The sequence below is a fragment of the Dyadobacter sp. CY343 genome (genome assembly GCF_021390335.1).
GTDB lineage: Bacteria > Bacteroidota > Bacteroidia > Cytophagales > Spirosomataceae > Dyadobacter.
Map to the genome: position 1 here is coordinate 498,557 of NZ_JAJUXK010000005.1, position 20,661 is coordinate 519,217.

The window sequence follows — 20,661 nt, forward strand, 5'->3', positions numbered from 1 at the left end:
CATAAACCAAAAAGCAAGCAAAAATGAAAATTGTATTAACAGGATCGCTCGGCCATATCAGCAAGCCACTTGCAGCAAATCTTATTCAAAACGGACACGAAGTGACCGTGATCAGCAGCAACCCCGAAAGAAAAAAGGACATTGAAGCACTTGGAGCCGAGGCTGCGATCGGCACGTTCGAGGATACCGGTTTTTTGATCGAAACCTTCACCGGCGCGGATGTCGTGTACACAATGGTTTCGGCTAAAAGCTACTTTGATCATGACTTCGATCTGCTTGCATATTACGAGCAGCTAGGCCGGAACTACTCGGAGGCGGTGCGGCAATCGGGTGTGAAACGGGTAGTTAACCTGAGCTCGATCGGTGCGCATCTGGCCGTCGGAAACGGCATTCTTTCAGGCGCACACCGGGTGGAGCAGCTATTAGATGCATTGCCCGGCGACATTTCAATCACCCACATACGGCCGGTCTCCTTCTTTTACAATTTGTATGGATATGTGCCTATGATCCAGTCGACCGGGACTATTTCCGTTAATTATGGTGCAGAAAAAATGATTCCGTGGGTTTCCCCGCTCGACATTGCAGAAGCCGTGGCCGACGAGATCGAGGCAATTTTTGGCGGCAGAAAAGTGCGTTATGTGGCCAGCGAGGAGCTGACGGGACACGAAACAGCCCGGATTTTGGGACAGGCGATTCGAAAACCTGGACTGGAATGGGTGCTTGTTTCGCCGGAAGAGTCGCTCAGCGATCTCCTGGCGGCGGGAATGAATAAGGAGATCGCTGCCGGCCTTGTGGAAATGTATGGTGCACTTTATACCGGCTTGCTGAGTGAAGATTATATTCAAAACAGGCCCCCCGTCATGGGGAAAGTCAAACTGGCAGATTTCGCGAAAGAATTTGCAGCAGCTTTCGACCAGAAATAATTAACTTGGGATATGACAAACGCGCAGCCGCTCCGGTTCAAAACCATCAGCGAATTTCATAAATTCCGGGGACAGCCCGCGCCGGAAAATCCGCTTATCAGTGTGATAGATATGTCGAATATGACGTACCTGCCCGCAAATGAATCCGGCATAGTAAAGGACTTTTATGCGATCGCTTTGAAGCGGAATTTTAATGTGAAGGTGAAATACGGCCAGCAGGATTTTGACTTTAACGAAGGCGTTATGTTTTTTATGGCTCCCGGACAAGTACTCCGGCTGGAAGTTGATGTGGATACGGAGATACGTCAGACGGGGTGGATGCTGCTTGTCCATCCCGACTTTCTCTGGAACACGCCGCTCGCTGGAACCATCAAGCAATACGAATATTTCGGGTACTCAGTCAACGAAGCATTATTTGTCTCCGAAAAAGAAGAGGCGACCCTCAATGGGATTATTCAGCATATCCGGCATGAGTACCGCGCAAACATGGATCAGTTCAGCCAGGAACTGATCATTGCCCAGCTCGAACTGCTGCTGAAATATTCCGAGCGCTTCTACCATCGGCAGTTCCTTACCCGCAAGATCACCAACCACAAAATGCTGGACCGGTTGGAGGAAGTGATCCGGGATTATTTTAAAAACAAAGATTTAATGCAAAGCGGCTTACCTACCGTGCAGTATGTGGCCGACAGTTTGAACATTACCCCGAATTACCTCAGCAGCATGCTCAAAACGCTTACCGGACAAACCACCCAGCAGCATATCCATAATCAACTTATCGAAAGGGCAAAAGAAAGACTATCTGTAACCAGCCTGTCTGTCAGCGAGATCGCCTATGAACTTGGCTTTGAGCACCCGCAATCGTTCAGTAAGTTGTTCAAGACAAAAACCAACTTCTCACCACTGGAATTCCGGGCTTCATTTAATTGACCGTTTGCTGATCTTGTTCATGCTAATTGGTCTTTGCATGTTTGATTTGAAGCGAGTATCCTGACCCTCTGTTAATTTCAAATGCTTGGTGGCCCGTCCCTGAACGCGCTTGCGCCACATTCTGAAACTGGTAGGCTTCATTTCAGTCCGCATAATCAGGATCACCTGCTGTTCGCTTAGCGAAAACTGCGCTTTAATTGCTTCAAAGGGCGTCCTGTCTTCCCAGGCCATTTCAACTATACGGTCAATCTCTTCGGGACTTGGCGCCTTATCTTTTTCCTGCATATCAGTTCTTATCGTTTGCTGAATATCTTCACTGGTAGCAATTTGTACTTTCCACCACCGCGATAAACAAGTACCAATATGTATGCCACTGTTCTGCTTTGCTTTCAGTATTTAATAACTTAACAATTTGGAAACTGAAATGAATAAGACAATTCATAGATTGAGATGGTATTAAACTATTACAGACCATGAATGACATACGCTTAACAGGGAGCGGCGCAACACAAGTCCAGGTGGTTCCCGCGTTTGAGGCTGCACATCCAATTAATTATTATGACGGATACACTGGCTATTCTTCCAGCTTTTTGGATTTTGAAGTGCCGCTGCCTGCCTTGACTGATGAGCAGCGGAGGAATGCAGCCAAAAACAGCTTCGCCCCAGCAGGTCAGGATCCCTCGGTGTTGCCTTACACAAATTTTAGTGTTGTCATGAACAGCCGTCGGTCACTAGCTTACTACACAGCTGTGAATATAGATGGAGCGCATTCAGTCAGGCTCCCCAGAGATGGAGATAACTGGTACCTGGATGCCCGTATTGCCGAATCTGAACAAATAGGAGAGGAACTCTATAAACGAAATGCATTGGACCGGGGGCACCTTGTGAGACGATTGGACCCGGTTTGGGGTGTCAACGCAAGCAGGGCAAATGAAGATACTTTTCATTTTACCAACTGCTCGCCACAGCACGAACGTTTCAATCAGAATAGCGAGACCTGGTTAGGGATAGAGGATTTTATCTTAAATTTTGCAGATCAAAGCAATAGGAAGCTAACAGTTTTTACGGGGCCAGTTCTGGACAGCGACGATCCTTTATATAAAGGCGTCAGGCTTCCCCTGGCATTTTGGAAAATTGTGGTTTTCATTAGAAGAACTGGCGAGCCCGGAGCGGCGGCATTCGTTCTGGACCAGGCAAAATTAATCGGGACACTTCCTGGTTTAGGGGCAAGATTTGAGCCAGGGCCCTATCGCATTACACTGGATGAGCTGGTTGAATTGACAGGCCTGGACTTCGCTTACCTGAAACCTTTCGAAAGTCCACTGACCGACAATCAACTGAAAACCAGCAGTATCAGCAGGATTCTGTTGGAGGCGGACTACTCGAATATAGCCTTGTAATATCGACGAAGTAGTAAATAAAAGTCCAATGCAGCTATCAGCAAAAGTTAGATATGTACTTATCCACGAGAGTGTAAACCAAAACGGGACTGCGTCATGGAAATAAGTAGAATGATCCTCGTATTGTGGTTGGCGACCATGGTATTCATGAGTTGTAGAAAAAAAAACATAATTGAGCCCGAACCTTCCGCGAGGATAGCGGACAGTACATTAGTGAGCGTCTCTCGCGATTTTGAACAGGAATTGATCCGTCAGGGGATTGACAAAAACCGCAACGCAGATGGCCTGGTGAAATATGGAGACGTTAACCAAGTCGACAGCCTTTTCATTTACGGTAGTCATTTAATTAAAAGTTTAAAGGGGATCGAATATTTTACAAAACTCAGGCGCCTGACTTTATACATGACCCAACAGGATTCACTCGATCTGAGTAAGAATGAAATGCTTGAATATCTGAATTGTCAGACTGGGGCAGACATCGCAGGCTCGCCGGCAGCGCTGCAATACCTCAATGTCAGGAACTGCAAAAAGCTTACATATTTGAATTGTTACAATAACCTTCTGACGACTGTCGATGTGAGCCAGAACAGCGATTTGAAATATTTGCAAGTCGGCTTAAACAAGAAGCTAACCGAGGTTGACTTGTCAGCTAATGGCAAGCTTGAAGTTTTCAGGTCAGACGGGTGCTGGGAATTGGCCCGTCTGGATGTCAGCAAAAACTTAAAGATCAAGGAGTTGTATTGTCATGCAAACTACAAGCTAACTAGTCTTAATGTCAGCTTGTTATCCAATTTGAAAACTTTAAGCCTGGAATCATGCCACAGGATTGCGGACCTGAGACTTGGAACGAAACCGACCTTAGATTACCTGAATGTGTCATCTTTACCAATAGATCGTTTTGATTTCAATCAGACTCCTAATTTGAGATCCCTGGTTTTGAACAGCATCAAGTTTTCTATTCTCAATGTGAGTAGTCTAAGAAAATTAAAGTATCTGGACCTGGCATATGCCGAACTGCCAGATCTGGATGTATCAAAGAACCGCGAACTTGAAGGTCTTGATATCAGTGGCAGTAACCTTAAAGAAATCAATCTCACTCAAAACATCGCGCTCAAAAGGCTTCTCTGCTATCACCAGCCTTTTATCACCAAGCTTGACCTGCGCAATAAGTCCATGGAAATGTGTCTCGCATTCAATTGTGAAAAGCTCAAATCGATTTGTGTCGACAAGCTTCCAAATCCCCTGGATGAAAATTGGAAGATATCGGGAGCGACAAAGTTTGAGTTCTGCAATTAAGTGTACACGTGAGGTTGTCTGGCAGAAAAGTAAAGGTAGAAACAGGCCGTGGGATGTGAAACGAGTACCCGTTCAATTTGAATGCAATCTGATCTGCTTCGAGCTCAAAATAGACTTCGTGAATGGGATGCGCATTTTAGTTTTCAAATCAGGAACCTCAAAGCGTTTCAGCTGTTTGCCATTTATTCTTTTATCGTAGATTAACTACAATTAAAAATCCGAAATGGAGAATCAAATCGTATACTAAGTCTAGCCCCAGTGGGGCTCACTGTTTATAGAAAAGTGGTCAGGGTTTATAGAAATGGCCCCGGCGGGGCCTCCTGTGAATTGGCAATCAATTAGGAGGCCCCGCCGGGGCCAAACATTTTTTATTATTGATTTTTTCTAGAAACCGGAAGCTCCTATGGAGCTTTAAAGTTTACCGCTTCACTCCCCCCAATCAACCGTTCCAACCGTCCCATCATCTCATCCAGGGCGGCCCGCGTAGGGCGGCCCGCGCAGGGCGATTGTGTTGGACACTTGCAAATAACTTAATCCCGCACCAGACGAACTGAGAGAGCGCCAGAAACTGGGACATCCCACCGGAAGGCTTTTTTTAAGTTCTTTTTATTGCTGCTTGGAGGCCCACCATAGTGAAAGTTCCATGCCCAGGCTGTATCAACTGTACTAGGTAAGGAGGTCCAAAAGATACCAAGAATACCCTGGGTCAAATAAGTGCCATCAGGTCTTCGGTGACCTCCCGCTGGCGCATCGAACCCGCTACTGTTAGTACCATTACCGTCTTCATTCCAGCCTTTGACGCTTTTCAAAGCTTCGCCAGCCATGTCAGTTCCACCAAATTGACTTACCAGCTTAGCCCATTCGCTATCAGTTGCTAAGTGCCAACCGCCGGGGCAGGCTTCTTTCGCGGCCTCCCAGGTGTAAAGTAAACCCAGCTCTTTTCGATTGTTCTCATTGTCCTCATAAGCATAGCTGCCTTCCACTTTATAGTTCAGGTTTTGTGCCATCCAGGTAATGGTTTTGCCTGTTGAAGCTTCTTTAAAGCTGATCGTTTTATACGTTTGCCCATCCCGTGAGTCAGTGAAGGTACCGGTTGATTGGGCAATCCCAACTTTTGTAAAAAACAAGGTAGCAAGTGCGATAAAGATGTATTGTTTCATCAGTTTGCAGTTGTTCAACATCCTTTATTTGGCATGACATACATTACATTGCCCGAGACAGATAAATTGAAGCCATAACTTTCCACAGCAGGAAGCGACAGTCTTTCCCAAGTTTTGCCCATATCAGCTGACCGGAATATACCATCTGTGCGGCCACATATTAAATATTTACCCATTTGTTTGATTGATAAAATCTCCGATAAAGATTTAAGTAAGCCTATGTTTTACATTAATAAACTAGCTCTGGAAGGTTGAAGTTCTTCGCCTATGGCATTCCAGGTTTTTCCGCTATCCATTGAAATGTGTATGCTGTTTCTTTTGGTTATCGGGTTGTTTAAAATGGCAGCAAATCCTCCATCAATATGTTCCACTGCGATGCCAAGCCCCCCTTCACTAATCACACGATCCCAGGTTTGACCATCATCGGTCGATCTCAATATTCCATCTTTGCTGGTAGTAAGCAGTACACCGTTTGACTCTATCAATTTCATTCTGCCATTTCCAATAGGCAGTTGTTTCCAGGTCTTTCCATTGTTGGTGGATCTAAAAAGGCTGTTGCTGGAACCAATGAGAACTGTGCCTCGGGCAGTTTCAAAAACGGTTCGTACTTCTCTCTCTTTATAAGTCTTGTACATCCAATCTTTCGTGCTGTCTAAGCGTACTGCTTGCTCTTGGAAATTAGTGTACATGGGTGACCAATCACTCGTTCCGTTTATTCTTTTTAAAAATTGACCCCGAATATTATACGCAAGTATCCCATTCTTACCGGGGACAATGTTACGTTGGTTACCTGGGAAAATTTCTTTGGTCCAGAAAGCAGTTGTTGCATTTGGTTCACTGTGATAAACCCCGTTCCCAGTACGTAAATAAATTCCATGGTCATTTGCAATGAAACCATTTCCCGGTATACCTTCTTTCTGCAGTTTTTCAGGCAATCCTTCGCTAATGTCCTGCCAGGTTTTTCCGCCATCAATAGACTTGAAAATGATGTTTGCAATTCCCGCTGATTTACCCTCTTTTATCGGTTTCTTTTTCGGTTCCTTTTCTTTCGGCGCAAAAGAATTGAGTATAAATAATACCAGCAGGATAGCCGGGATAAACACAAATGATTTTTTCATTTTATTTTAATTTAATGTGAAGCCAGGATTTCATCCACTGCGGTGACCGCAAAGCTAAAAGTTATGGTCCTGTCGTTTGCCAGCGGTCGGTAAAAGAAGGTTACCGAAACGTAAAAGAAGGTTAACGAAATGTAAATGCCATTTTAGGAGTAGTAGGCAAAGACTATCAGATAGTCGAAACCGGGATGGGGGTTTTGCAAAAAAGTTAATGCAAAATTTCGTACCGTACTTTCAAAATAGCAAAATGGACAATGGGCGGGAAGTCAAAAAGCTACTTAACGAAAGTTACGCCGAGACCTGGATTGAGCAGCTCACACACCGAATTGGCGTAAATGATGATCTAGGTGTTTGTAAAACAGGTTATTCCATTCACGAATACTGAGTTTCCCAAATGAAAGTGATTCCCGCCCATCAAAATAGGATTCGCCTAATTGCTGAGTTTTATTCAGATATGCTACAAGCCTGTCTTTTTCAATTTCAAATTCCCTGACATCCGTGATCAAAAATACGGGAGCTGTCCTGCCGTTCTTTGGATAAGGCTTTTCGCCTACTACCTGAGACTTAGCAAGCAGCTTGATAATGAATTTCATGAACTTATTCGGCTTTTTAAACTTTTCCATCTCATATGCAAGTTCGTAGCTGACACAACAGTGAGCCAGCATCTGAGCCACATTCATCTTTCCCCAGAGAGGCTGGGTATTCTGATTCAGCGTATTAATCCGGGCAATAAGCTCATCGGTAACAGCGGTTGAGAATATGTTTTTGATCATAGGTCAGATAGGTGATCGTTTGGTTTTACTATTGATCTGTTCCAGGATGTTGTCCGCCTTTGAAGAAAGTTTCATTGCTATGTGTGGTTACCAGTTTCTTGCAATCGCCTGGAAAGCTTATTGGCCATTTCCATTTTTCATTTGTTCAACAGCATTCCATCCTTCGGGCGTAATTCCCATGATTTCAGTAACTGCCCCAATGGATTCATAAGTATCGAAAAACGCCATTCTGGCAATAGGATGATCCACTTCGCTGATGATCTCATATCCATTTGCCTGAAATTTCCCGACGACCTCTTCAAAATTGCTGACTGGAAGCCTGTATGCAAAATGCTGTGCTCCACCTGCTAGATATTGTTTCAAATAATCATGAAACATACTTTGGCCCGAAAGCGGCTGAACAAGTTCTACGAAGGTAAGACCATTGTATGCCTGAGTAGTGAGCCATTCTCCGGCCACTACTTCGCCTCGGTAACTCATTTCTAAGTCCTGCGCACGAACAATTTCCGGTGAAGGAAAGCCAGCAATACCCAGACTTTTTGAAAAGAAGTCCACAGCAGCATGAATGTCCTTAACTACCCAGCAAATCTGAGCAAGTTCTAGCTTCGAGATGATATCGTTGATGCCTTCCATGTGTATGCTTAGATCCAATCTGTCTCCACAAGAGTAAATATTTCGTCGACCGTCGTCTGGAACACGAAAGCAATTTTTAAAGCGAGTAGTGTTGATGGAACAAACTTTCCAATCTCGATAGAATTGATGGTTTGCCTTGAAACACCTACTTTCACCGCCAGTTCGGCCTGGGTTATATTCTGCTTTGCGCGTTCAACTTTGAGGGAATTTTTCATTGTGAAGCAGCTATTCCCAAGAAAAATATAATCGTAAATAGTAAATACAGATAGCCAAAGCAAAAATTAGTATGAGGAACAGATTTATATCGACCAACTGGAACGAAAGTACCTGGTGTTCGTAAAGATTAGTACTAATCAGCTTGAATCCGTAACCTACAATTAGCGCAATGTATGCAGAAGAAGATTTTAAAATTTTTACACGTTCATCTTCTATTTTTTCTTTGCTTACAAATATTATAAACAGCCCTACCAGCAAAGGTATTTCAGAACCTTTTGACTTGTCAATAAAAAATACCGCAATGCCGGCAAGAGCCAATAGTATACCTAGAATCTTAAACATCCTACCCATAGTATAATAAGTTTGATTGTCTAAAAGTACACTTGATATATCTAAAAGACAAATAAACTTTACTTTTTGATTAGGTTTTCATCAATTACTTCCAAAATTGAAAAGGCGTTACATCCACACGAGTTCATGGGAAGACGCTCCAGTAAGTATATTCCAACCAACTAAAACTTTCGTTTACAGCTCATTGTGGTCAACACATTAAGAAGATTAACAAATGAAGTTTTCTGCGACATTAGTATTGTTCATGCTCCTTTGGCTTACAGCAGCCGCAGGTGGCATCGGAAAAGATGATCCTGAATATAATTTTGAAACGTTCTGGAAACTCTTTGACAAGCATTATGCCCATTTTGAAACGCGGCAGGTTCAATGGAAGCAGCAGTATGATACTTACCGGCCGAAGGTCAACCCAGGGACTACTCACGACCAGTTACTGCGCATTTTTAACGAAATGACATCACCGCTTAAAGATGGACATGTAGTAATTTCTCCGACCGGAGACTTACCTGCCAGCGCCAAATACTCGCCATTCTTCAAAGAATTCCCCACAACGGAACTGCAAGCTCAGTTTAGACAAGTAACGCTGGATTTTTTGTCTGAGAACGGCTTTGGTCAAATGAAAAAGTTCAAAAGTGAACCCTACAACATCGGTGGCTATTGCCGGTCAGCGGATTTTGGCTACCTCCAACTTAACGGCTTCGGCGGCATGTCGCTAGAAGAATTTGGCAGGTAATTGGACGAGATGGTTCAGGAGTTTGCTGACGTGAAGGGGCTTATTATCGATATCAGGATCAATGGTGGCGGTTCACCGGCATACTTGCAGGAATTAACGGGACGATTGACGCAGGTAAAGCGATTGGTGGGATACGGCAGAACGCGGATTGGTGAGAAAAAACATGAATACAGTCCCTGGACGCCGTACATCTGAGCTCGGGTGGATGGAGTGGAGAAACAATCCTGGTAGTTGTCGATAATACAGGCCGAATTCTTGAGCACTGTTTTCTTTCGTATAATTATTTACGTGGTCAGACTTATATATAAATAGTCAAACATTCATTGTGCGCTCTCTTGTTATCTTCCGTGAGCAATGTAATCATTGATGAGAAACAAACCTGATACGGACAAGCGTGCCTTGCTCTGGACTACTTTCTATGTCCATACTGGCCCTTAATAATTCACAAAGCTTCTTGACAATAAACAATCCAAGGCCTTCGCTTTCCTTCATGTGGGAAGAAAGGTCACCCTTTATTGATTCTGTTGAAGGTGGCTGGTCCATCGGATATTCTGACTTTCCACCCATTCGATGACTGCTGCCTAGCTGACCCAAAGGTTTTAGTTGTTCAGCTAAAAGGCCCGAGGGGCTGCTTGCAGGAAAGCCAGGCCCTGTATCCTGAATGCTTAGTATCCAGCGTGTGTCATTTTCTTGTGCCCAAGAAATGTATATACCTCCTTCGGTGGTATACTTAAGAGCATTCATTAATAAGTTTTGAAGGATTCGTTGAATTTTAACAGGATCACTCTTCACTTTAAGTTTTTCAGGACCCTCTCCGCGTAAGTCGAGATTGCGATGTTCTGCGAAAGGACGTGCGGCCGCCACACTTTTGCGTAGCAGATCTGCCACATCAAACTCTTTAATTTCCAGCGTTTCCTGCCCCGCCTCAATGCGCGAAAAATCACTCAATTGCACAAGCATATCGCGTATTGAACCCAAATTTCTATTGAGCATTGCAAATAGCTCTGTCCTTTCTTTTTCATTCGCCGGCAGCTCCAGCAGGTGCGAAACGCCAAATAATGTGCTAAATCCGGATCGGAGGTCGTGGGTGGTTTCCCGCAAATGCTTATTTCGCTTTTCTCCCAGCTCTTCCAGCTGCTGCAGTGCCTTTGTGGTAGCATTGGCCTGCTCTGCTGCGTTGGTCTGGCGTAGTTCATCGTAGTAAAGTACGCTGCCACGGCTTGCTTCCTGAGATACACATAGCACATGCTGATAAACTTCCAGAAGCACGTCAGCCGAAATATCCTGCTCCTTATGAAACTGGTTAATTGTCTCCATCAAGATATTGAACAGCAGCTCTAGCTCGACCAATAACTCAGGAAGTGAATAGCCACGCTGCCACCGGTGAAGCCCATGCTCCTGTGCCACAATGACCACCTCTGATTCCTCCGGCAATTTCGCCAGGCGCTGATCCAGTATATTTAAAATAGCGGGCACCTGGTCATTAAATTCTTCTCTGGAAAAACTGGTTTTGCTCAACATAATCAGGTCTTCTGCACAGGCTGAACGCCATTTATTTAAGATACTTTCCCGCTGCATGTGTAAATGCCGGAGAATATCACTCATTTGTTTTTCCGTTTTAGAAGATGCCTTCGCCATAGTTTTTGGTTTTTATATATGCAGCTTCAAATAATTTAACAGAATGTTGTCCACTATACTGTAATAGAAGCTTTTCAGCATTAGGCGCAATGAAACTATTAATTCGCCATTTCTTATTAATAGTGTGCCAAATTTCTGCGCAGATAAAATGTTCTTTGTTCGACTGAATTTCATTTCATGCTCAGGGCGTAGCGCTACAAAAGCTTCTAGCACTCTGAGCATCGAATATGCATCTTACAAGGAAGCGTCTTAAAAATGAAGAACACGTGAACACAGCAGCTGTTCCAGTTTACTGCCAAGATTCACGGGTTCTATGCATTCTAATAACAATAAGCTTATAAATACGGACGTGCCATTTCATCAGCCTGGGAGCGACTTTCATCACGTTTCGTAATGTCAGCTTTTTGCAAAGCAGATTTCAATGTGTCCTTATCCAGATCTTGACAATACGCCGGAGTACCTGGCTGCTGTCTCCACGACTCTGAAAGTGCACCGCCGTCAATGGCATCGAAGCCAATTTGATCAATAAGTCTGATAACAGCCTGTTTTTGCTGCTGATCATCACCGGCAACAGACAATGCAATGCGGTTGGCACTCCCCGGGGGAACTGCCTTTGAAGCCAAACTTGGCGCAACGATGTTGTTAAAAGCCTTAATTACCGGATGCCCAATTACCTTCGATACCCACTCGCTGTCTGTCAATCCACCCTCAATATCGGCAATATGCCCGTCGCGGGAAGGGTAATAATTTCCTGCATCAATAATTATAGCTTTCGAAGCAGAAAGTATTTCTTTTGGAAGATTGACAATGGCCTTGTTAGGAATGGCAATGATAATCAGGTCTTTTGCCCCTGCCGCTACTTCTGTCGTCACTGCGGTTGCACCCGTTTTGTCGGCAATCTCGCCAAGTGATTCCGGCCCGCGCGAATTTGAAATCAGGACCTGATGTCCAAGCGCTGTTAAATATCCAGCCAGTGTGCTGCCAATGTTTCCGGATCCTATGATTCCTATTTCCATCATCTCTGTATTTAGTTTTCTAATTAATTTATTTGTTTGAAACGCGCGGATCAATTCCATACTGTTCCGGCGCGCCCAGATGTTCGCGTAGTGTTTTGCCTTCGTATTCCTTGTGAAAAAGCCCGCGCTCCTGTAAAATAGGAACGACTTCGTCTACAAAAGCATCAATCCCGTCTGCATTCACGTCCGGCGAAATCCAAAACCCGTCGGCTGCACCAGCTTCAAACCATGCCTGCATATGATCGGCGGCTTCAACGCCTGGCCCAACAATCACAGGATGATAGTCAATCACACCATGTGCCAGGATATCACGCAGGCTCCATCCTTGTCTTGCAATCTTTAAAGCATGGGATGAACGAGGGTCGTAGCGGGAAGGGCGGGCATCATCCAGCAGCCCTTTTGAAATTGGTTTATCTAGCTGGTTTGCATCAATTGGAATGCCCAGCATTTGTTGCAGATAACTTGCCCTTTGACGAAATGAATGCCCTGTCAGTTGAATCCTGCGGTCAAGTGCCGCACGTCTGTCTTTGGCAATGGTAGTCATCAGCCCTGGAATGTATTTAATCTCGTCAGGATCACGCCCGTAATGTTTGGCAGCCTCTCTGAATGCATTCCGCTGGGCGCGCGCATCTTCAATAGTAAACGCTGCACCGATAACCGCATTGGCAAAACGCCCCGCCAGTTCATGTGCATTAGAACTGCCTCCGGCGTGAAAAATAATGGGCTGGCCTTGCTCGGATGGCGGAATGTAAAGCGGTCCGCGCGAGCCGACGTACTGGCCCTGTAAATTGATAGGAAGGATCTGCTCTTTCTTAGCAAACTGGCCTGTCTGCTGGTTATGCACCCAGGCAGCCTTTCCCCAGCTGCCCCAAAGTGCCTGTATCAATTGGACTGCCTCGTGGGCACGGCCATAACGATCTTCACTGGACGGAATTTTCCGGCCGTAGTTGGCAGCAACATCATCGCCGCTTGATGTGATCGCATTCCAGCCTGCTCTGCCATGGCTCATGACGTCAAGCGCTTTGAATTGTCTTGCCAGATTGAAAGGCTCATTGAATGTGGTCGATCCTGTTGCAACCAGTCCTATATACTCGGTTTCTCGCGCCACTGCAGCCAGGGTCATCATTACATCCAGGTTGAAGGCCGGTGATTCGCTATCTATATCCGACATAACAGCACCTGGTCCATCCGGCAGAAATATAAATTGAAACTTGCCGCGCTCAGCTGCCTGCGCCTGCTTTACACGCGCATCAAAACTGGTGTAACTTTCCGGATCAACTCCGGGCATACGCCACGCCCCGGGCTGAGAGCCATATCCGTTCCCTAGATGAAGACCTATAAGCATCTGTTTGCCGGTACCGGAAGGCAAATCTGCTCCTTCTTTTAAAGAATCCATAATTCTATAAGTATTACATGTACAGTGCGCGACTTAGACGAACACCGTATTCTGCATCTGGGTTTGTAGTTGGATTATCAACGCGTTCCATAATGGCTGCAACAGCCAGATCTCTACGTTTTGGCAACCGGTGCTTTTCTGCTGTATCGATCACAGCCTGCATTTCGTCAAGCGTAAGGTCTGTGCAGTAAACCGGTGCTCCCGGTTGCTGCCGCCAGGAGTCTGCCAGGGAACCTGTATCAAAGGCATCAAATCCTGTATCATTAACTAACCTGGTGGTAACTTCCCGGTCAATGTCCCGATCGGCAGCAATGGGAATTGCAATACGGTCCGGGCTCCCGGCAGGTTTGCCATTTACAACCAAAGAATGGGAGCCAATCGCATTCCATGCTTTCGCAATCGGACGTCCCAATTGCTGCACAACCCATAGACTTTCAACCATTCCAGCCTCAATACTCTCAATGCGGCTATCGCGTCCCGGGTAATAATTAGAAGTGTCTATCACAGTTGATTCCTGTGAAACTGCTTCAAAAAGCGGCGCAAGCTCCGGAATACGGTTTAAGGGAACAGACAATATAATTACTTCTTTATTCTGGACAGCTTGCAGAGCTGTAACTGCAACAGCGCCCGTAGCAAGCACCGCCGGATCTATATTTTCGGGCCTACTGGAATTAGCCACAACTACATCATGTCCTGCCTGGGCCAGCTTTAACGCCAATGTTTTTCCGATATGCCCTACGCCGAGAATTCCGATTTTCATGAGAAAACGATTTTAAGATTAATAATTAAATAAATATATAAGCAAACGTTTATGTATATAAGCAAAATAAATCCCGCGACATGATCATCAGCGGGGGGAACTTCCTAAGCTGTTTTCAGGGATTGCAGAAAACTCGTCAACTCCTCCAATTTTTCATCATTAATGGCAAGACGCATATTACGCCCTTCCTTATGCGACTCGATTAAGCCGGACTCGGCAAGTGATTTTAAGTGTTGCGACATAGACGGTTGACTTATGGGAACAAATTCAAATAGATCCGCACACCCTCTGTTTGTCCCTTTTGCTATTTCTTTGAGCAGGAGCAGACGATGCGGGTCACTAAGTGACTTTGCCATTTTAGTAAGTGATTTCGTGTCCATATCTACAATTTTTAATACATGCGCATTCGTTTATGTATTACTAACTGGCTGTACGCTGTAATCGTTCCCTCATTACTTAGAATTTAATCACCTAAAACTTGATTTTTTCCCCCCAGAGATTTTCCATAAACGGCAGCAGGTAAAGCCCGCAGGATTATTTCGTTCTCCCCCCATTTGCTTATTTATGAGTGTTTGCGAAAGCGGTGGTATTTCTCAGCTGGTGTGTATTACTAACGTTCACTTCATCAGCCTACTCTCCCTAACCGATAGATGCTCATCGTACAGTCTAGTATTAATTGAACAGCCAAGCCTTTGGTGTTAGGCCACATGCTTTGAACAAAAGCATCTAAAACCACACTGACAAAGTTCCTGTGATCTTATTATGCGAGCGAAATAGGCCTCTATGAAAATCAAGATTATTGTATTTCTGCTTTTTACTTTCGTCTGGAGTTGGCTGAACTGGGGCATTGCCCTCTTTTATTTAAAAAGTGGTTCGGAGCAAGATAGCGTGACTTACTTCATTAGTTTCTTTTTTATTGGAACATACGGGCCGACCCTGGCAGCAATTATTACAACTGTCTATTTCGAAGGAAGCATTGGCCTGCGAGCTTTACTTAGAAGGCTTTTTCTTTGGCGGGCATCGCCCAAGGTGTATCTTGCAATTTTTGCCTTGCCAATTTTCTTTGTGCTTTTGGGAATCTATATCTACCATTTATTTGTCGGGCCAGTTGGAGATATTGGTCTCAGCAAAATAGCATTAATCCCATCTATGATCGGCTATGGCATACTAGCTGGACCTATGGGGGAAGAACTTGGATGGAGAGGTTTTTTACTTCCCAAACTACTGGAAAGGCATTCTAATGTAAAAGCCAGCACAATAATTGGTTTGATCTGGTGTACCTGGCATATACCTCTTTTCTTCGGGCCTACTGGGGCGCTTATTTCAAATGGAGACATCACATTTCTGAATGTCTCCACTTACCTGGTCGCGACGATTTGTTTATCCTATCTATTTACTTATATATCGACTATAACAAATGGAAGTGTCCTTATCGCAATTCTAACCCATGCTTCTGTCAATGCTGGTTTGCCGATCTTTTTCTTTCCCGACCTGACATCGCCAGAAAACTTTGTAATTGTATTCAAACTGACGATAATCCTTCTGATCCTGTTCACAGCGTACGTCGTGACTCAGCATGAAATTAGACGAAGTGCCAGAAACTAAGTCATACCCTGTGGAATTTCGGGTGCGAGTGCTGATGTAAGGATCGTTTTCGCAGCTGCTTTGAAAGCCAATGTGATTGGGAAATGCTGATATATACATTAAAATAAGGTTTTAACCTGATTTTAACAAATTTTTGCTAGCTTTAAAAATTAGTTCTTGTTAGTCTGTACACACATTATCTAGCTGCAAACGTGCAGTAGTATCCATGAAGATTGTTGAGCTTACACGCATTGTTCCCGAGACGCTTTGGGCGGCTCGGTTTAAAGGAAATGAAGAAAACGAATTTGACCGGACATTCAATTGCTGGGACAATCCGGAATATTTGGATGCATTTTTTACCACGCACGAACAGGATCTTGTAAAAGATTTTTACGGCTATTGCTCAGTAAGCCAAGCTGTTTCGATTACAATGTCAGAAGCTGATGCATTTGAAAAACAATTATTGAGCGTAGCAAAAGGGCAGGATCTGGAAAAGAGATTGGGAGATATTTTCAAGCCACTAGAAAAAGCTGCGAGAATCAAAATCGTAAATGAAAAAAGCAAAGCCTACGGGACAGGCGCAAAATCGTGGCTCCGGATTTACGCTGTCAGACTAAACTACGACTTTTTTGTAATCTCCGGCAGCGCCATCAAATTGACAAAGACAATGAATGAGCGCGAGCATTTGAAAGAAGAACTCGAAAAGCTGAATGTGCTCGTAAGATTTTTAAAAGAACTGAATATTGAGACCGTAGAAGATTGGGGATACATTGATTTTGAATGACTATGCAAACGAGAGAAGATATTTTACAAAAATTAGAATCGATCACCGCTGCTGAATCCAGCACATGGAAAGAACGCGCAGCCCGCAAAGCCGAAAATCCGAAAGCACTAGAAAAGTCGAGGATTATCGCGATTAATATTTTAGCCCAATTGCGAAAACTTGGAATGAGCCAAAAGGATTTAGCGGAGAAATTGCAGGTAACGCCTCAGACCGTGAATTCCTGGGTGAAAGGGAATAGCAATTTTACAATTGGGACGATTGTGCGGATTGAGGAGGTTTTGGGAGTTGAATTGATTGGAGTTAGGGTGGGTGATTAAATCTCAGTTTACAGAATATCTGCCCATATATTTTTAAGATCGCGAATGGAAGTCACTCTTCCAGCCTTCACGTCCTCAATGCCTTCTTTAATGGCATTTAATACTTGCGGGTCCGAAAAAAAATACATCAGTTTCAGTACTTTCATCAATTGGCGTGAGTAAAACTAACTTCTTATTCTTTCCCCGGTAAATAATCACCCGCTCATTCTCGGCAAGATCCAGATAATCATTCTGCTTCCCCGAAATTCCCTGGCTGTTATAATTCTTATGGGTGTACGGTTTTGTGTACACGAAGATAGGGAGATTTTGTATTTATGCGAAAATTAGCATGAAGGAAAAACTGAATGCTCATGATAATGATGGTACCACGTAATTTGTGCAAGTGCCGCTTGCACAATTGTGCGGTCAAGGTATGTGGTAGCAAATTGTCGCATGCATTTAAGATTCCTGAACGAAAGTCCCTGCATATCAGAAAACTCTATTCGAAGATCCGATGCCAATTAATCGATAATTTTCGTTCCCAGCTTGCCTATTTCTGCTGCTCAACGATCGTTTTCCCAATCTGCCAGTAGAGCGTCAGCATTTCTGCATTGGCCGAAAGAGATTCTTTAAGGCGACTTTGACGGATGGTAACTTTTAATTCGCCGGGGATTTGTGGGTGGTTGGAAGTTGGCGATATTTTAATATTATTTAATTTAAACTTTTGCATGCATCAGGGAATAATGAAACTAACTTGTGATAGTTCCCCTGCGGGTAGACTTATCTAAGCTTTCTTTGTAATTCTTTTTAGATAAGTGCTCCAATAATTTATTTGAATGATGGAGAATGATAAATTGTTTCAAGATCTGTTTGCATATCAACCGTTCAACAATATGGCTGGAAAATCACAGGGAAAGCCGTGGAAACAGTTCGAAAAGTTAGTTGCCGAATTTGAAAGGCATTTAAACCCAAAGGGTGCTAATGTCACACTAGATGATAAAGTCCCTGATTTGATAACAGGACATCTTCGACAAGTTGATGCTACAATAAGGCAAATTGTAAAAGGAGAAAAAATTCTAATAGCAATTGAATGTCGTAAGAGAGGCCAAAGAGAAGATATTACATGGATTGAGCAATTATACGCCAAGAAAAGTTTCATTGGTGCGACTCAAATCGTAGGAGTTTCTTCAACCGGTTTTAGTGATTATGCTTTAGAACGAGCAAGAATATCTGGCATTGTCTTGCAAAAAATAGATAAGATTGATCCTGAAACGTTTATGGATCAATATATTTTGAATGTGAAAGCTAGCCGACTACATTCTGGTGTGGCAAAATTCAAATTTTCTAATGCAACATCAAGCCAATTAGAATATTTCCAACGGAAGTTACAGCTGCAGGGAACTAAGTTAGAAGAACGTATTTTTAATTTCAAGTATTACAATGGTCCTCACACACTACGCTCATTTTACGAAATCTTTTTGGAAAAGGGCTACCCAAGTTTGCAAAAGAGCCCGGCCTTTGAACATGTATCAATTGAAATTGCTATACCTCCGAAGGAAGTGTACATTAGAACTCCTTCCGGTATCTTATATATGGAGAGATTTGGTGTGAATTTCGACCACATTCAAGCTGAAACCGTCGTCGATAATCCAACAAAATATGAATACAAAGATGACGAGAACAATATTATCTCGACTATCGTAGAGTTTGAATATCTAGATCTCGATGGCGAGTCTGTAAAATATCATTATTTTCCAGAAAGTAATAGTTGATAGCAAATTGAACTTAAATTAACCTATAAAGAAACTTGTTAATAATATTTTTAGGCTGGCTGTAACGCCTTTGGCTGCCATATCGCATGAATTTTAGACGCATCCACCCTCTTTCTAGCCTGCGCTAGATTGTAATCTTCCTGCACACCTAACCAAAATTCTGCCGTCGTATTAGGAAACGCTGCACCTAAACGTATGGCCATTTCAGGCGACACAGCCGATTTCCCGTTGATAATCGCAGACAGGTTTTTACGGGTTGTTCCCAATACTGCGGCAACCTGTTCAACTGTAAGTTTTTTTTTCCTGTTTCCTCATAAATTCCGTCAAGCGTTTCGCGAATAAGTTCGCCTGGATGGGTGGGATCAAATAAAATCATGTTACTCCTCTTGTTTAATGATAATCTATATTGTCAATGCCTGCGGCATTCTCTACCTCGAAACGAAAGATAATACCCCAATTTCCTGATACTATGACGGAATAAAAACCTTTTAAATAGCCTTTAAAGCATGAAAATAATATAATATTCGCCGGTTAACGTCATTAAAATTCGTGTAGCCGCAGAGCGGCTCCCTGTTTATAGAAAGGTAAAAACAAATAAAGAGCAAAGGCCCCAGCGGGGCCTCCTAATTTATTGCCAATTCACAGGAGGCCCCGCCGGGGCCTAATACTTGTGATTCATTGATTTTTCTATAAACAGGTAGCTCCTCCGGAGCTTTAAGCTGTAATTGTTTACCTCCCCCCAATCAATCGCTCCAACCGCCCCATCATCTCATCCTTCTCCTTCAACATCTGCTCATACAAAGCAATCTTCTCCTCATGAAGCTGCATTAATTTATCTATTGGGTTATTATTAGTCTGGTAGATAGCGGACCCATTGTCAAAGGTGTTGGAAATGATATTAATGGCTTGATTCTCGTCAAAATTCCGAATAGCCTCCGCCGGTATCTTCAAAATCGCAGCAACCTGCTCTAAAATATCGGAGTCAATTTTTTCCCTTTGTTCAAGTAGCGAAATTTTTTGCTGGTTCCAGTCTTCGCCGAGCTCGAATGCGAGATGATCTTGTTTGATCGCTAGCATTTCCCTGAAACGCTTCAAGTTACGGCCTTCGTAGATCTTTGGATTGGAGGTAGTATGTGCCATGTGGAAAGGGTGTTTGGTTAAAAAAAGCACTTTATATAAATCTCCCGGGAAGTGGCCGGATATCTTATATGCATTGCAATGTATGTTACCGGCCGACCCGCGTAGGGCGACCCGCGTAGGCGATTGTGTTGCGCACTGTTCGCGTGAGTGGGTGTTTATCGGTGAAGCCGCTACTTGCTGCTCCTGATAGTGGCCATTGCGAAGAAAGTATATACTGTTAAATCAGACTTCAAATGCCTAGGAATGGGTAAACAAGCTTCTCGCCGAAATTTCGATTGGTGAGATGTCGATTTGAGATAGATATGCTTTGTTAACGCGTCAGTGTACCGAGTGAATTGGAAAGGCTAGAATTTGGACGTTATTTGCGACCAATACTTACATCTTTTTGACGTTTGTCAGCTGGATCTTTCCTCCCAGAGGTGGAAGCCGTAACTCGGGGTTAGGGCCAAGACACGTGTATTTAAGATTGCCCGAGATTATGTAATTCCAGGTCTTTTCATCCTTACTTATTTCCCAAGCAGTATCAACATCACAAGCATGTACGCTCATTAAACCTGCCATTGTATCTGAAACAACAAAAGTGCCGTCGCCAGTGTATCTAGCCTGGAAATTTTCCAGGACTGGAATTGCAACAATAAAGCGGACAAGATATTAAGCCGCAATTTTTTGTTTGTGTAAAAGCTCCTCAAACTCTTTTGGTGAAACATATCCTAAGGCCGAGTGGAGCCTTTTTCTATTATACCAGGTT

At 43.7% G+C, this 20,661-nt stretch carries 27 protein-coding genes; 10 read left to right on the forward strand and 17 right to left on the reverse strand.

Translation table 11 applies throughout. From position 1 onward, the window contains the following. Positions 1-23: 23 nt before the first annotated feature. The gene (locus LZG94_RS19660) at positions 24-923 is read left to right on the forward strand and encodes an NAD(P)H-binding protein (RefSeq protein ID WP_233793497.1); all 900 of its coding nucleotides are present in this window, start codon (positions 24-26) and stop codon (positions 921-923) included. 12 nt (positions 924-935) lie between these two features. Then, complete coding sequence (locus LZG94_RS19665) at positions 936-1,853, forward strand: AraC family transcriptional regulator (protein ID WP_233793498.1); 918 nt, start codon at positions 936-938, stop codon at positions 1,851-1,853. On the opposite strand, the gene LZG94_RS19670 is transcribed toward LZG94_RS19665, so the two are convergent. Further along, positions 1,842-2,138 (reverse strand): TIGR03643 family protein, encoded by a 297-nt coding sequence (locus LZG94_RS19670; RefSeq protein ID WP_233793499.1) that lies wholly within the window; start codon positions 2,136-2,138, stop codon positions 1,842-1,844. The two genes, LZG94_RS19665 and LZG94_RS19670, sit on opposite strands and share 12 nt — an antisense overlap. A 188-nt stretch (positions 2,139-2,326) precedes the next feature. On the opposite strand from LZG94_RS19670, the gene LZG94_RS19675 reads away from it, so the two are divergent. After that, the gene (locus LZG94_RS19675; RefSeq protein WP_233793500.1) at positions 2,327-3,253 is read left to right on the forward strand and encodes a DNA/RNA non-specific endonuclease; all 927 of its coding nucleotides are present in this window, start codon (positions 2,327-2,329) and stop codon (positions 3,251-3,253) included. 96 nt (positions 3,254-3,349) lie between these two features. Continuing rightward, positions 3,350-4,549: a hypothetical protein gene (locus LZG94_RS19680; RefSeq protein WP_233793501.1), complete on the forward strand. Its 1,200-nt coding sequence runs from the start codon at positions 3,350-3,352 to the stop codon at positions 4,547-4,549. Positions 4,550-5,079: 530 nt separating this feature from the next. Here LZG94_RS19680 and LZG94_RS19685 read toward each other — a convergent pair. The 6 genes from LZG94_RS19685 to LZG94_RS19710 all read right to left on the reverse strand — a co-directional run bounded on the left by LZG94_RS19685 (position 5,080) and on the right by LZG94_RS19710 (position 8,797). Next, on the reverse strand, positions 5,080-5,709 hold the full coding sequence (locus LZG94_RS19685) for an FISUMP domain-containing protein (protein WP_233793502.1): 630 nt from the start codon (positions 5,707-5,709) through the stop codon (positions 5,080-5,082). A gap of 224 nt (positions 5,710-5,933) precedes the next feature. Next, a complete protein-coding gene (locus LZG94_RS19690; protein WP_233793503.1) occupies positions 5,934-6,827 on the reverse strand; it encodes a sialidase family protein in 894 nt (297 codons plus the stop codon). Between the two features lie 311 nt (positions 6,828-7,138). Further along, positions 7,139-7,597 carry a DUF1569 domain-containing protein gene (locus tag LZG94_RS19695; RefSeq protein ID WP_233793504.1) on the reverse strand — a complete coding sequence of 153 codons (459 nt, stop codon included), beginning with the start codon at positions 7,595-7,597 and terminating at the stop codon, positions 7,139-7,141. Positions 7,598-7,714: 117 nt separating this feature from the next. After that, positions 7,715-8,230, reverse strand: coding sequence for a VOC family protein (locus tag LZG94_RS19700; RefSeq protein ID WP_233793505.1), 516 nt, complete (start codon positions 8,228-8,230; stop codon positions 7,715-7,717). A gap of 8 nt (positions 8,231-8,238) precedes the next feature. Further along, complete coding sequence (locus tag LZG94_RS19705; RefSeq protein WP_233793506.1) at positions 8,239-8,445, reverse strand: helix-turn-helix transcriptional regulator; 207 nt, start codon at positions 8,443-8,445, stop codon at positions 8,239-8,241. A 10-nt stretch (positions 8,446-8,455) separates the two neighbouring features. Beyond that, positions 8,456-8,797 (reverse strand): hypothetical protein, encoded by a 342-nt coding sequence (locus LZG94_RS19710; RefSeq protein ID WP_233793507.1) that lies wholly within the window; start codon positions 8,795-8,797, stop codon positions 8,456-8,458. A gap of 214 nt (positions 8,798-9,011) precedes the next feature. Between LZG94_RS19710 and LZG94_RS19715 the strand changes: the two genes are divergently transcribed. After that, positions 9,012-9,527, forward strand: coding sequence for a hypothetical protein (locus LZG94_RS19715; protein ID WP_233793508.1), 516 nt, complete (start codon positions 9,012-9,014; stop codon positions 9,525-9,527). 9 nt (positions 9,528-9,536) lie between these two features. Beyond that, positions 9,537-9,722, forward strand: a complete 186-nt coding sequence (locus LZG94_RS19720; RefSeq protein ID WP_233793524.1) for a S41 family peptidase — start codon at positions 9,537-9,539, stop codon at positions 9,720-9,722. Positions 9,723-9,887: 165 nt separating this feature from the next. Here LZG94_RS19720 and LZG94_RS19725 read toward each other — a convergent pair whose 3' ends face one another. The 5 genes from LZG94_RS19725 to LZG94_RS19745 all read right to left on the reverse strand — a co-directional run bounded on the left by LZG94_RS19725 (position 9,888) and on the right by LZG94_RS19745 (position 14,717). After that, on the reverse strand, positions 9,888-11,165 hold the full coding sequence (locus LZG94_RS19725) for a sensor histidine kinase (RefSeq protein ID WP_233793509.1): 1,278 nt from the start codon (positions 11,163-11,165) through the stop codon (positions 9,888-9,890). Positions 11,166-11,500: 335 nt separating this feature from the next. Then, positions 11,501-12,241, reverse strand: a complete 741-nt coding sequence (locus LZG94_RS19730) for an NADPH-dependent F420 reductase (protein ID WP_233793510.1) — start codon at positions 12,239-12,241, stop codon at positions 11,501-11,503. After that, complete coding sequence (locus LZG94_RS19735; RefSeq protein ID WP_233793511.1) at positions 12,210-13,577, reverse strand: NtaA/DmoA family FMN-dependent monooxygenase; 1,368 nt, start codon at positions 13,575-13,577, stop codon at positions 12,210-12,212. Before LZG94_RS19735 ends, LZG94_RS19730 begins: the two co-directional genes overlap by 32 nt. A gap of 13 nt (positions 13,578-13,590) precedes the next feature. Next, positions 13,591-14,337 (reverse strand): NADPH-dependent F420 reductase, encoded by a 747-nt coding sequence (locus LZG94_RS19740; protein ID WP_233793512.1) that lies wholly within the window; start codon positions 14,335-14,337, stop codon positions 13,591-13,593. A gap of 104 nt (positions 14,338-14,441) precedes the next feature. After that, entirely contained in the window at positions 14,442-14,717 is a 276-nt protein-coding gene (locus LZG94_RS19745; protein WP_233793513.1) for a helix-turn-helix transcriptional regulator, read from the reverse strand. A 403-nt stretch (positions 14,718-15,120) separates the two neighbouring features. Here LZG94_RS19745 and LZG94_RS19750 point away from each other — a divergent pair, with 403 nt between their 5' ends. The 3 genes from LZG94_RS19750 to LZG94_RS19760 all read left to right on the forward strand — a co-directional run bounded on the left by LZG94_RS19750 (position 15,121) and on the right by LZG94_RS19760 (position 17,022). Continuing rightward, positions 15,121-15,942, forward strand: coding sequence for a CPBP family intramembrane glutamic endopeptidase (locus tag LZG94_RS19750; protein ID WP_233793514.1), 822 nt, complete (start codon positions 15,121-15,123; stop codon positions 15,940-15,942). A 205-nt stretch (positions 15,943-16,147) separates the two neighbouring features. Then, complete coding sequence (locus LZG94_RS19755; protein WP_233793515.1) at positions 16,148-16,705, forward strand: hypothetical protein; 558 nt, start codon at positions 16,148-16,150, stop codon at positions 16,703-16,705. A gap of 2 nt (positions 16,706-16,707) precedes the next feature. After that, a complete protein-coding gene (locus tag LZG94_RS19760; protein ID WP_233793516.1) occupies positions 16,708-17,022 on the forward strand; it encodes a helix-turn-helix transcriptional regulator in 315 nt (104 codons plus the stop codon). 8 nt (positions 17,023-17,030) lie between these two features. Here LZG94_RS19760 and LZG94_RS19765 read toward each other — a convergent pair whose 3' ends face one another. The 3 genes from LZG94_RS19765 to LZG94_RS19770 form a co-directional block, all read right to left on the reverse strand. Beyond that, the gene (locus tag LZG94_RS19765) at positions 17,031-17,168 is read right to left on the reverse strand and encodes a hypothetical protein (RefSeq protein WP_233793517.1); all 138 of its coding nucleotides are present in this window, start codon (positions 17,166-17,168) and stop codon (positions 17,031-17,033) included. 177 nt (positions 17,169-17,345) lie between these two features. Then, complete coding sequence (locus LZG94_RS26565; RefSeq protein ID WP_409013330.1) at positions 17,346-17,522, reverse strand: DUF1016 N-terminal domain-containing protein; 177 nt, start codon at positions 17,520-17,522, stop codon at positions 17,346-17,348. Positions 17,523-17,551: 29 nt separating this feature from the next. Continuing rightward, positions 17,552-17,731, reverse strand: a complete 180-nt coding sequence (locus LZG94_RS19770; RefSeq protein WP_233793518.1) for a hypothetical protein — start codon at positions 17,729-17,731, stop codon at positions 17,552-17,554. Positions 17,732-17,837: 106 nt separating this feature from the next. Here LZG94_RS19770 and LZG94_RS19775 point away from each other — a divergent pair, with 106 nt between their 5' ends. Further along, positions 17,838-18,773 (forward strand): restriction endonuclease, encoded by a 936-nt coding sequence (locus LZG94_RS19775; RefSeq protein WP_233793519.1) that lies wholly within the window; start codon positions 17,838-17,840, stop codon positions 18,771-18,773. Between the two features lie 50 nt (positions 18,774-18,823). On the opposite strand, the gene LZG94_RS19780 is transcribed toward LZG94_RS19775, so the two are convergent. Continuing rightward, positions 18,824-19,039: a HigA family addiction module antitoxin gene (locus tag LZG94_RS19780; protein WP_233793520.1), complete on the reverse strand. Its 216-nt coding sequence runs from the start codon at positions 19,037-19,039 to the stop codon at positions 18,824-18,826. Between the two features lie 463 nt (positions 19,040-19,502). Next, on the reverse strand, positions 19,503-19,913 hold the full coding sequence (locus tag LZG94_RS19785) for a helix-turn-helix transcriptional regulator (RefSeq protein ID WP_233793521.1): 411 nt from the start codon (positions 19,911-19,913) through the stop codon (positions 19,503-19,505). Positions 19,914-20,661: the final 748 nt, after the last annotated feature.

What these genes read in the sequence shown, in the direction of transcription:
- LZG94_RS19660 (WP_233793497.1), top strand. Translation starts at nt 24, where the DNA reads ATGAAAATTGTATTAACAGGATCGCTCGGCCATATCAGCAAGCCACTT.
- LZG94_RS19665 (WP_233793498.1), top strand. Translation starts at nt 936, where the DNA reads ATGACAAACGCGCAGCCGCTCCGGTTCAAAACCATCAGCGAATTTCAT.
- LZG94_RS19670 (WP_233793499.1), bottom strand. Translation starts at nt 2,138, where the DNA reads ATGCAGGAAAAAGATAAGGCGCCAAGTCCCGAAGAGATTGACCGTATA.
- LZG94_RS19675 (WP_233793500.1), top strand. Translation starts at nt 2,327, where the DNA reads ATGAATGACATACGCTTAACAGGGAGCGGCGCAACACAAGTCCAGGTG.
- LZG94_RS19680 (WP_233793501.1), top strand. Translation starts at nt 3,350, where the DNA reads ATGGAAATAAGTAGAATGATCCTCGTATTGTGGTTGGCGACCATGGTA.
- LZG94_RS19685 (WP_233793502.1), bottom strand. Translation starts at nt 5,709, where the DNA reads ATGAAACAATACATCTTTATCGCACTTGCTACCTTGTTTTTTACAAAA.
- LZG94_RS19690 (WP_233793503.1), bottom strand. Translation starts at nt 6,827, where the DNA reads ATGAAAAAATCATTTGTGTTTATCCCGGCTATCCTGCTGGTATTATTT.
- LZG94_RS19695 (WP_233793504.1), bottom strand. Translation starts at nt 7,597, where the DNA reads ATGATCAAAAACATATTCTCAACCGCTGTTACCGATGAGCTTATTGCC.
- LZG94_RS19700 (WP_233793505.1), bottom strand. Translation starts at nt 8,230, where the DNA reads ATGGAAGGCATCAACGATATCATCTCGAAGCTAGAACTTGCTCAGATT.
- LZG94_RS19705 (WP_233793506.1), bottom strand. Translation starts at nt 8,445, where the DNA reads ATGAAAAATTCCCTCAAAGTTGAACGCGCAAAGCAGAATATAACCCAG.
- LZG94_RS19710 (WP_233793507.1), bottom strand. Translation starts at nt 8,797, where the DNA reads ATGGGTAGGATGTTTAAGATTCTAGGTATACTATTGGCTCTTGCCGGC.
- LZG94_RS19715 (WP_233793508.1), top strand. Translation starts at nt 9,012, where the DNA reads ATGAAGTTTTCTGCGACATTAGTATTGTTCATGCTCCTTTGGCTTACA.
- LZG94_RS19720 (WP_233793524.1), top strand. Translation starts at nt 9,537, where the DNA reads ATGGTTCAGGAGTTTGCTGACGTGAAGGGGCTTATTATCGATATCAGG.
- LZG94_RS19725 (WP_233793509.1), bottom strand. Translation starts at nt 11,165, where the DNA reads ATGGCGAAGGCATCTTCTAAAACGGAAAAACAAATGAGTGATATTCTC.
- LZG94_RS19730 (WP_233793510.1), bottom strand. Translation starts at nt 12,241, where the DNA reads ATGGAATTGATCCGCGCGTTTCAAACAAATAAATTAATTAGAAAACTA.
- LZG94_RS19735 (WP_233793511.1), bottom strand. Translation starts at nt 13,577, where the DNA reads ATGGATTCTTTAAAAGAAGGAGCAGATTTGCCTTCCGGTACCGGCAAA.
- LZG94_RS19740 (WP_233793512.1), bottom strand. Translation starts at nt 14,337, where the DNA reads ATGAAAATCGGAATTCTCGGCGTAGGGCATATCGGAAAAACATTGGCG.
- LZG94_RS19745 (WP_233793513.1), bottom strand. Translation starts at nt 14,717, where the DNA reads ATGGACACGAAATCACTTACTAAAATGGCAAAGTCACTTAGTGACCCG.
- LZG94_RS19750 (WP_233793514.1), top strand. Translation starts at nt 15,121, where the DNA reads ATGAAAATCAAGATTATTGTATTTCTGCTTTTTACTTTCGTCTGGAGT.
- LZG94_RS19755 (WP_233793515.1), top strand. Translation starts at nt 16,148, where the DNA reads ATGAAGATTGTTGAGCTTACACGCATTGTTCCCGAGACGCTTTGGGCG.
- LZG94_RS19760 (WP_233793516.1), top strand. Translation starts at nt 16,708, where the DNA reads ATGCAAACGAGAGAAGATATTTTACAAAAATTAGAATCGATCACCGCT.
- LZG94_RS19765 (WP_233793517.1), bottom strand. Translation starts at nt 17,168, where the DNA reads ATGAAAGTACTGAAACTGATGTATTTTTTTTCGGACCCGCAAGTATTA.
- LZG94_RS19770 (WP_233793518.1), bottom strand. Translation starts at nt 17,731, where the DNA reads ATGCAAAAGTTTAAATTAAATAATATTAAAATATCGCCAACTTCCAAC.
- LZG94_RS19775 (WP_233793519.1), top strand. Translation starts at nt 17,838, where the DNA reads ATGATGGAGAATGATAAATTGTTTCAAGATCTGTTTGCATATCAACCG.
- LZG94_RS19785 (WP_233793521.1), bottom strand. Translation starts at nt 19,913, where the DNA reads ATGGCACATACTACCTCCAATCCAAAGATCTACGAAGGCCGTAACTTG.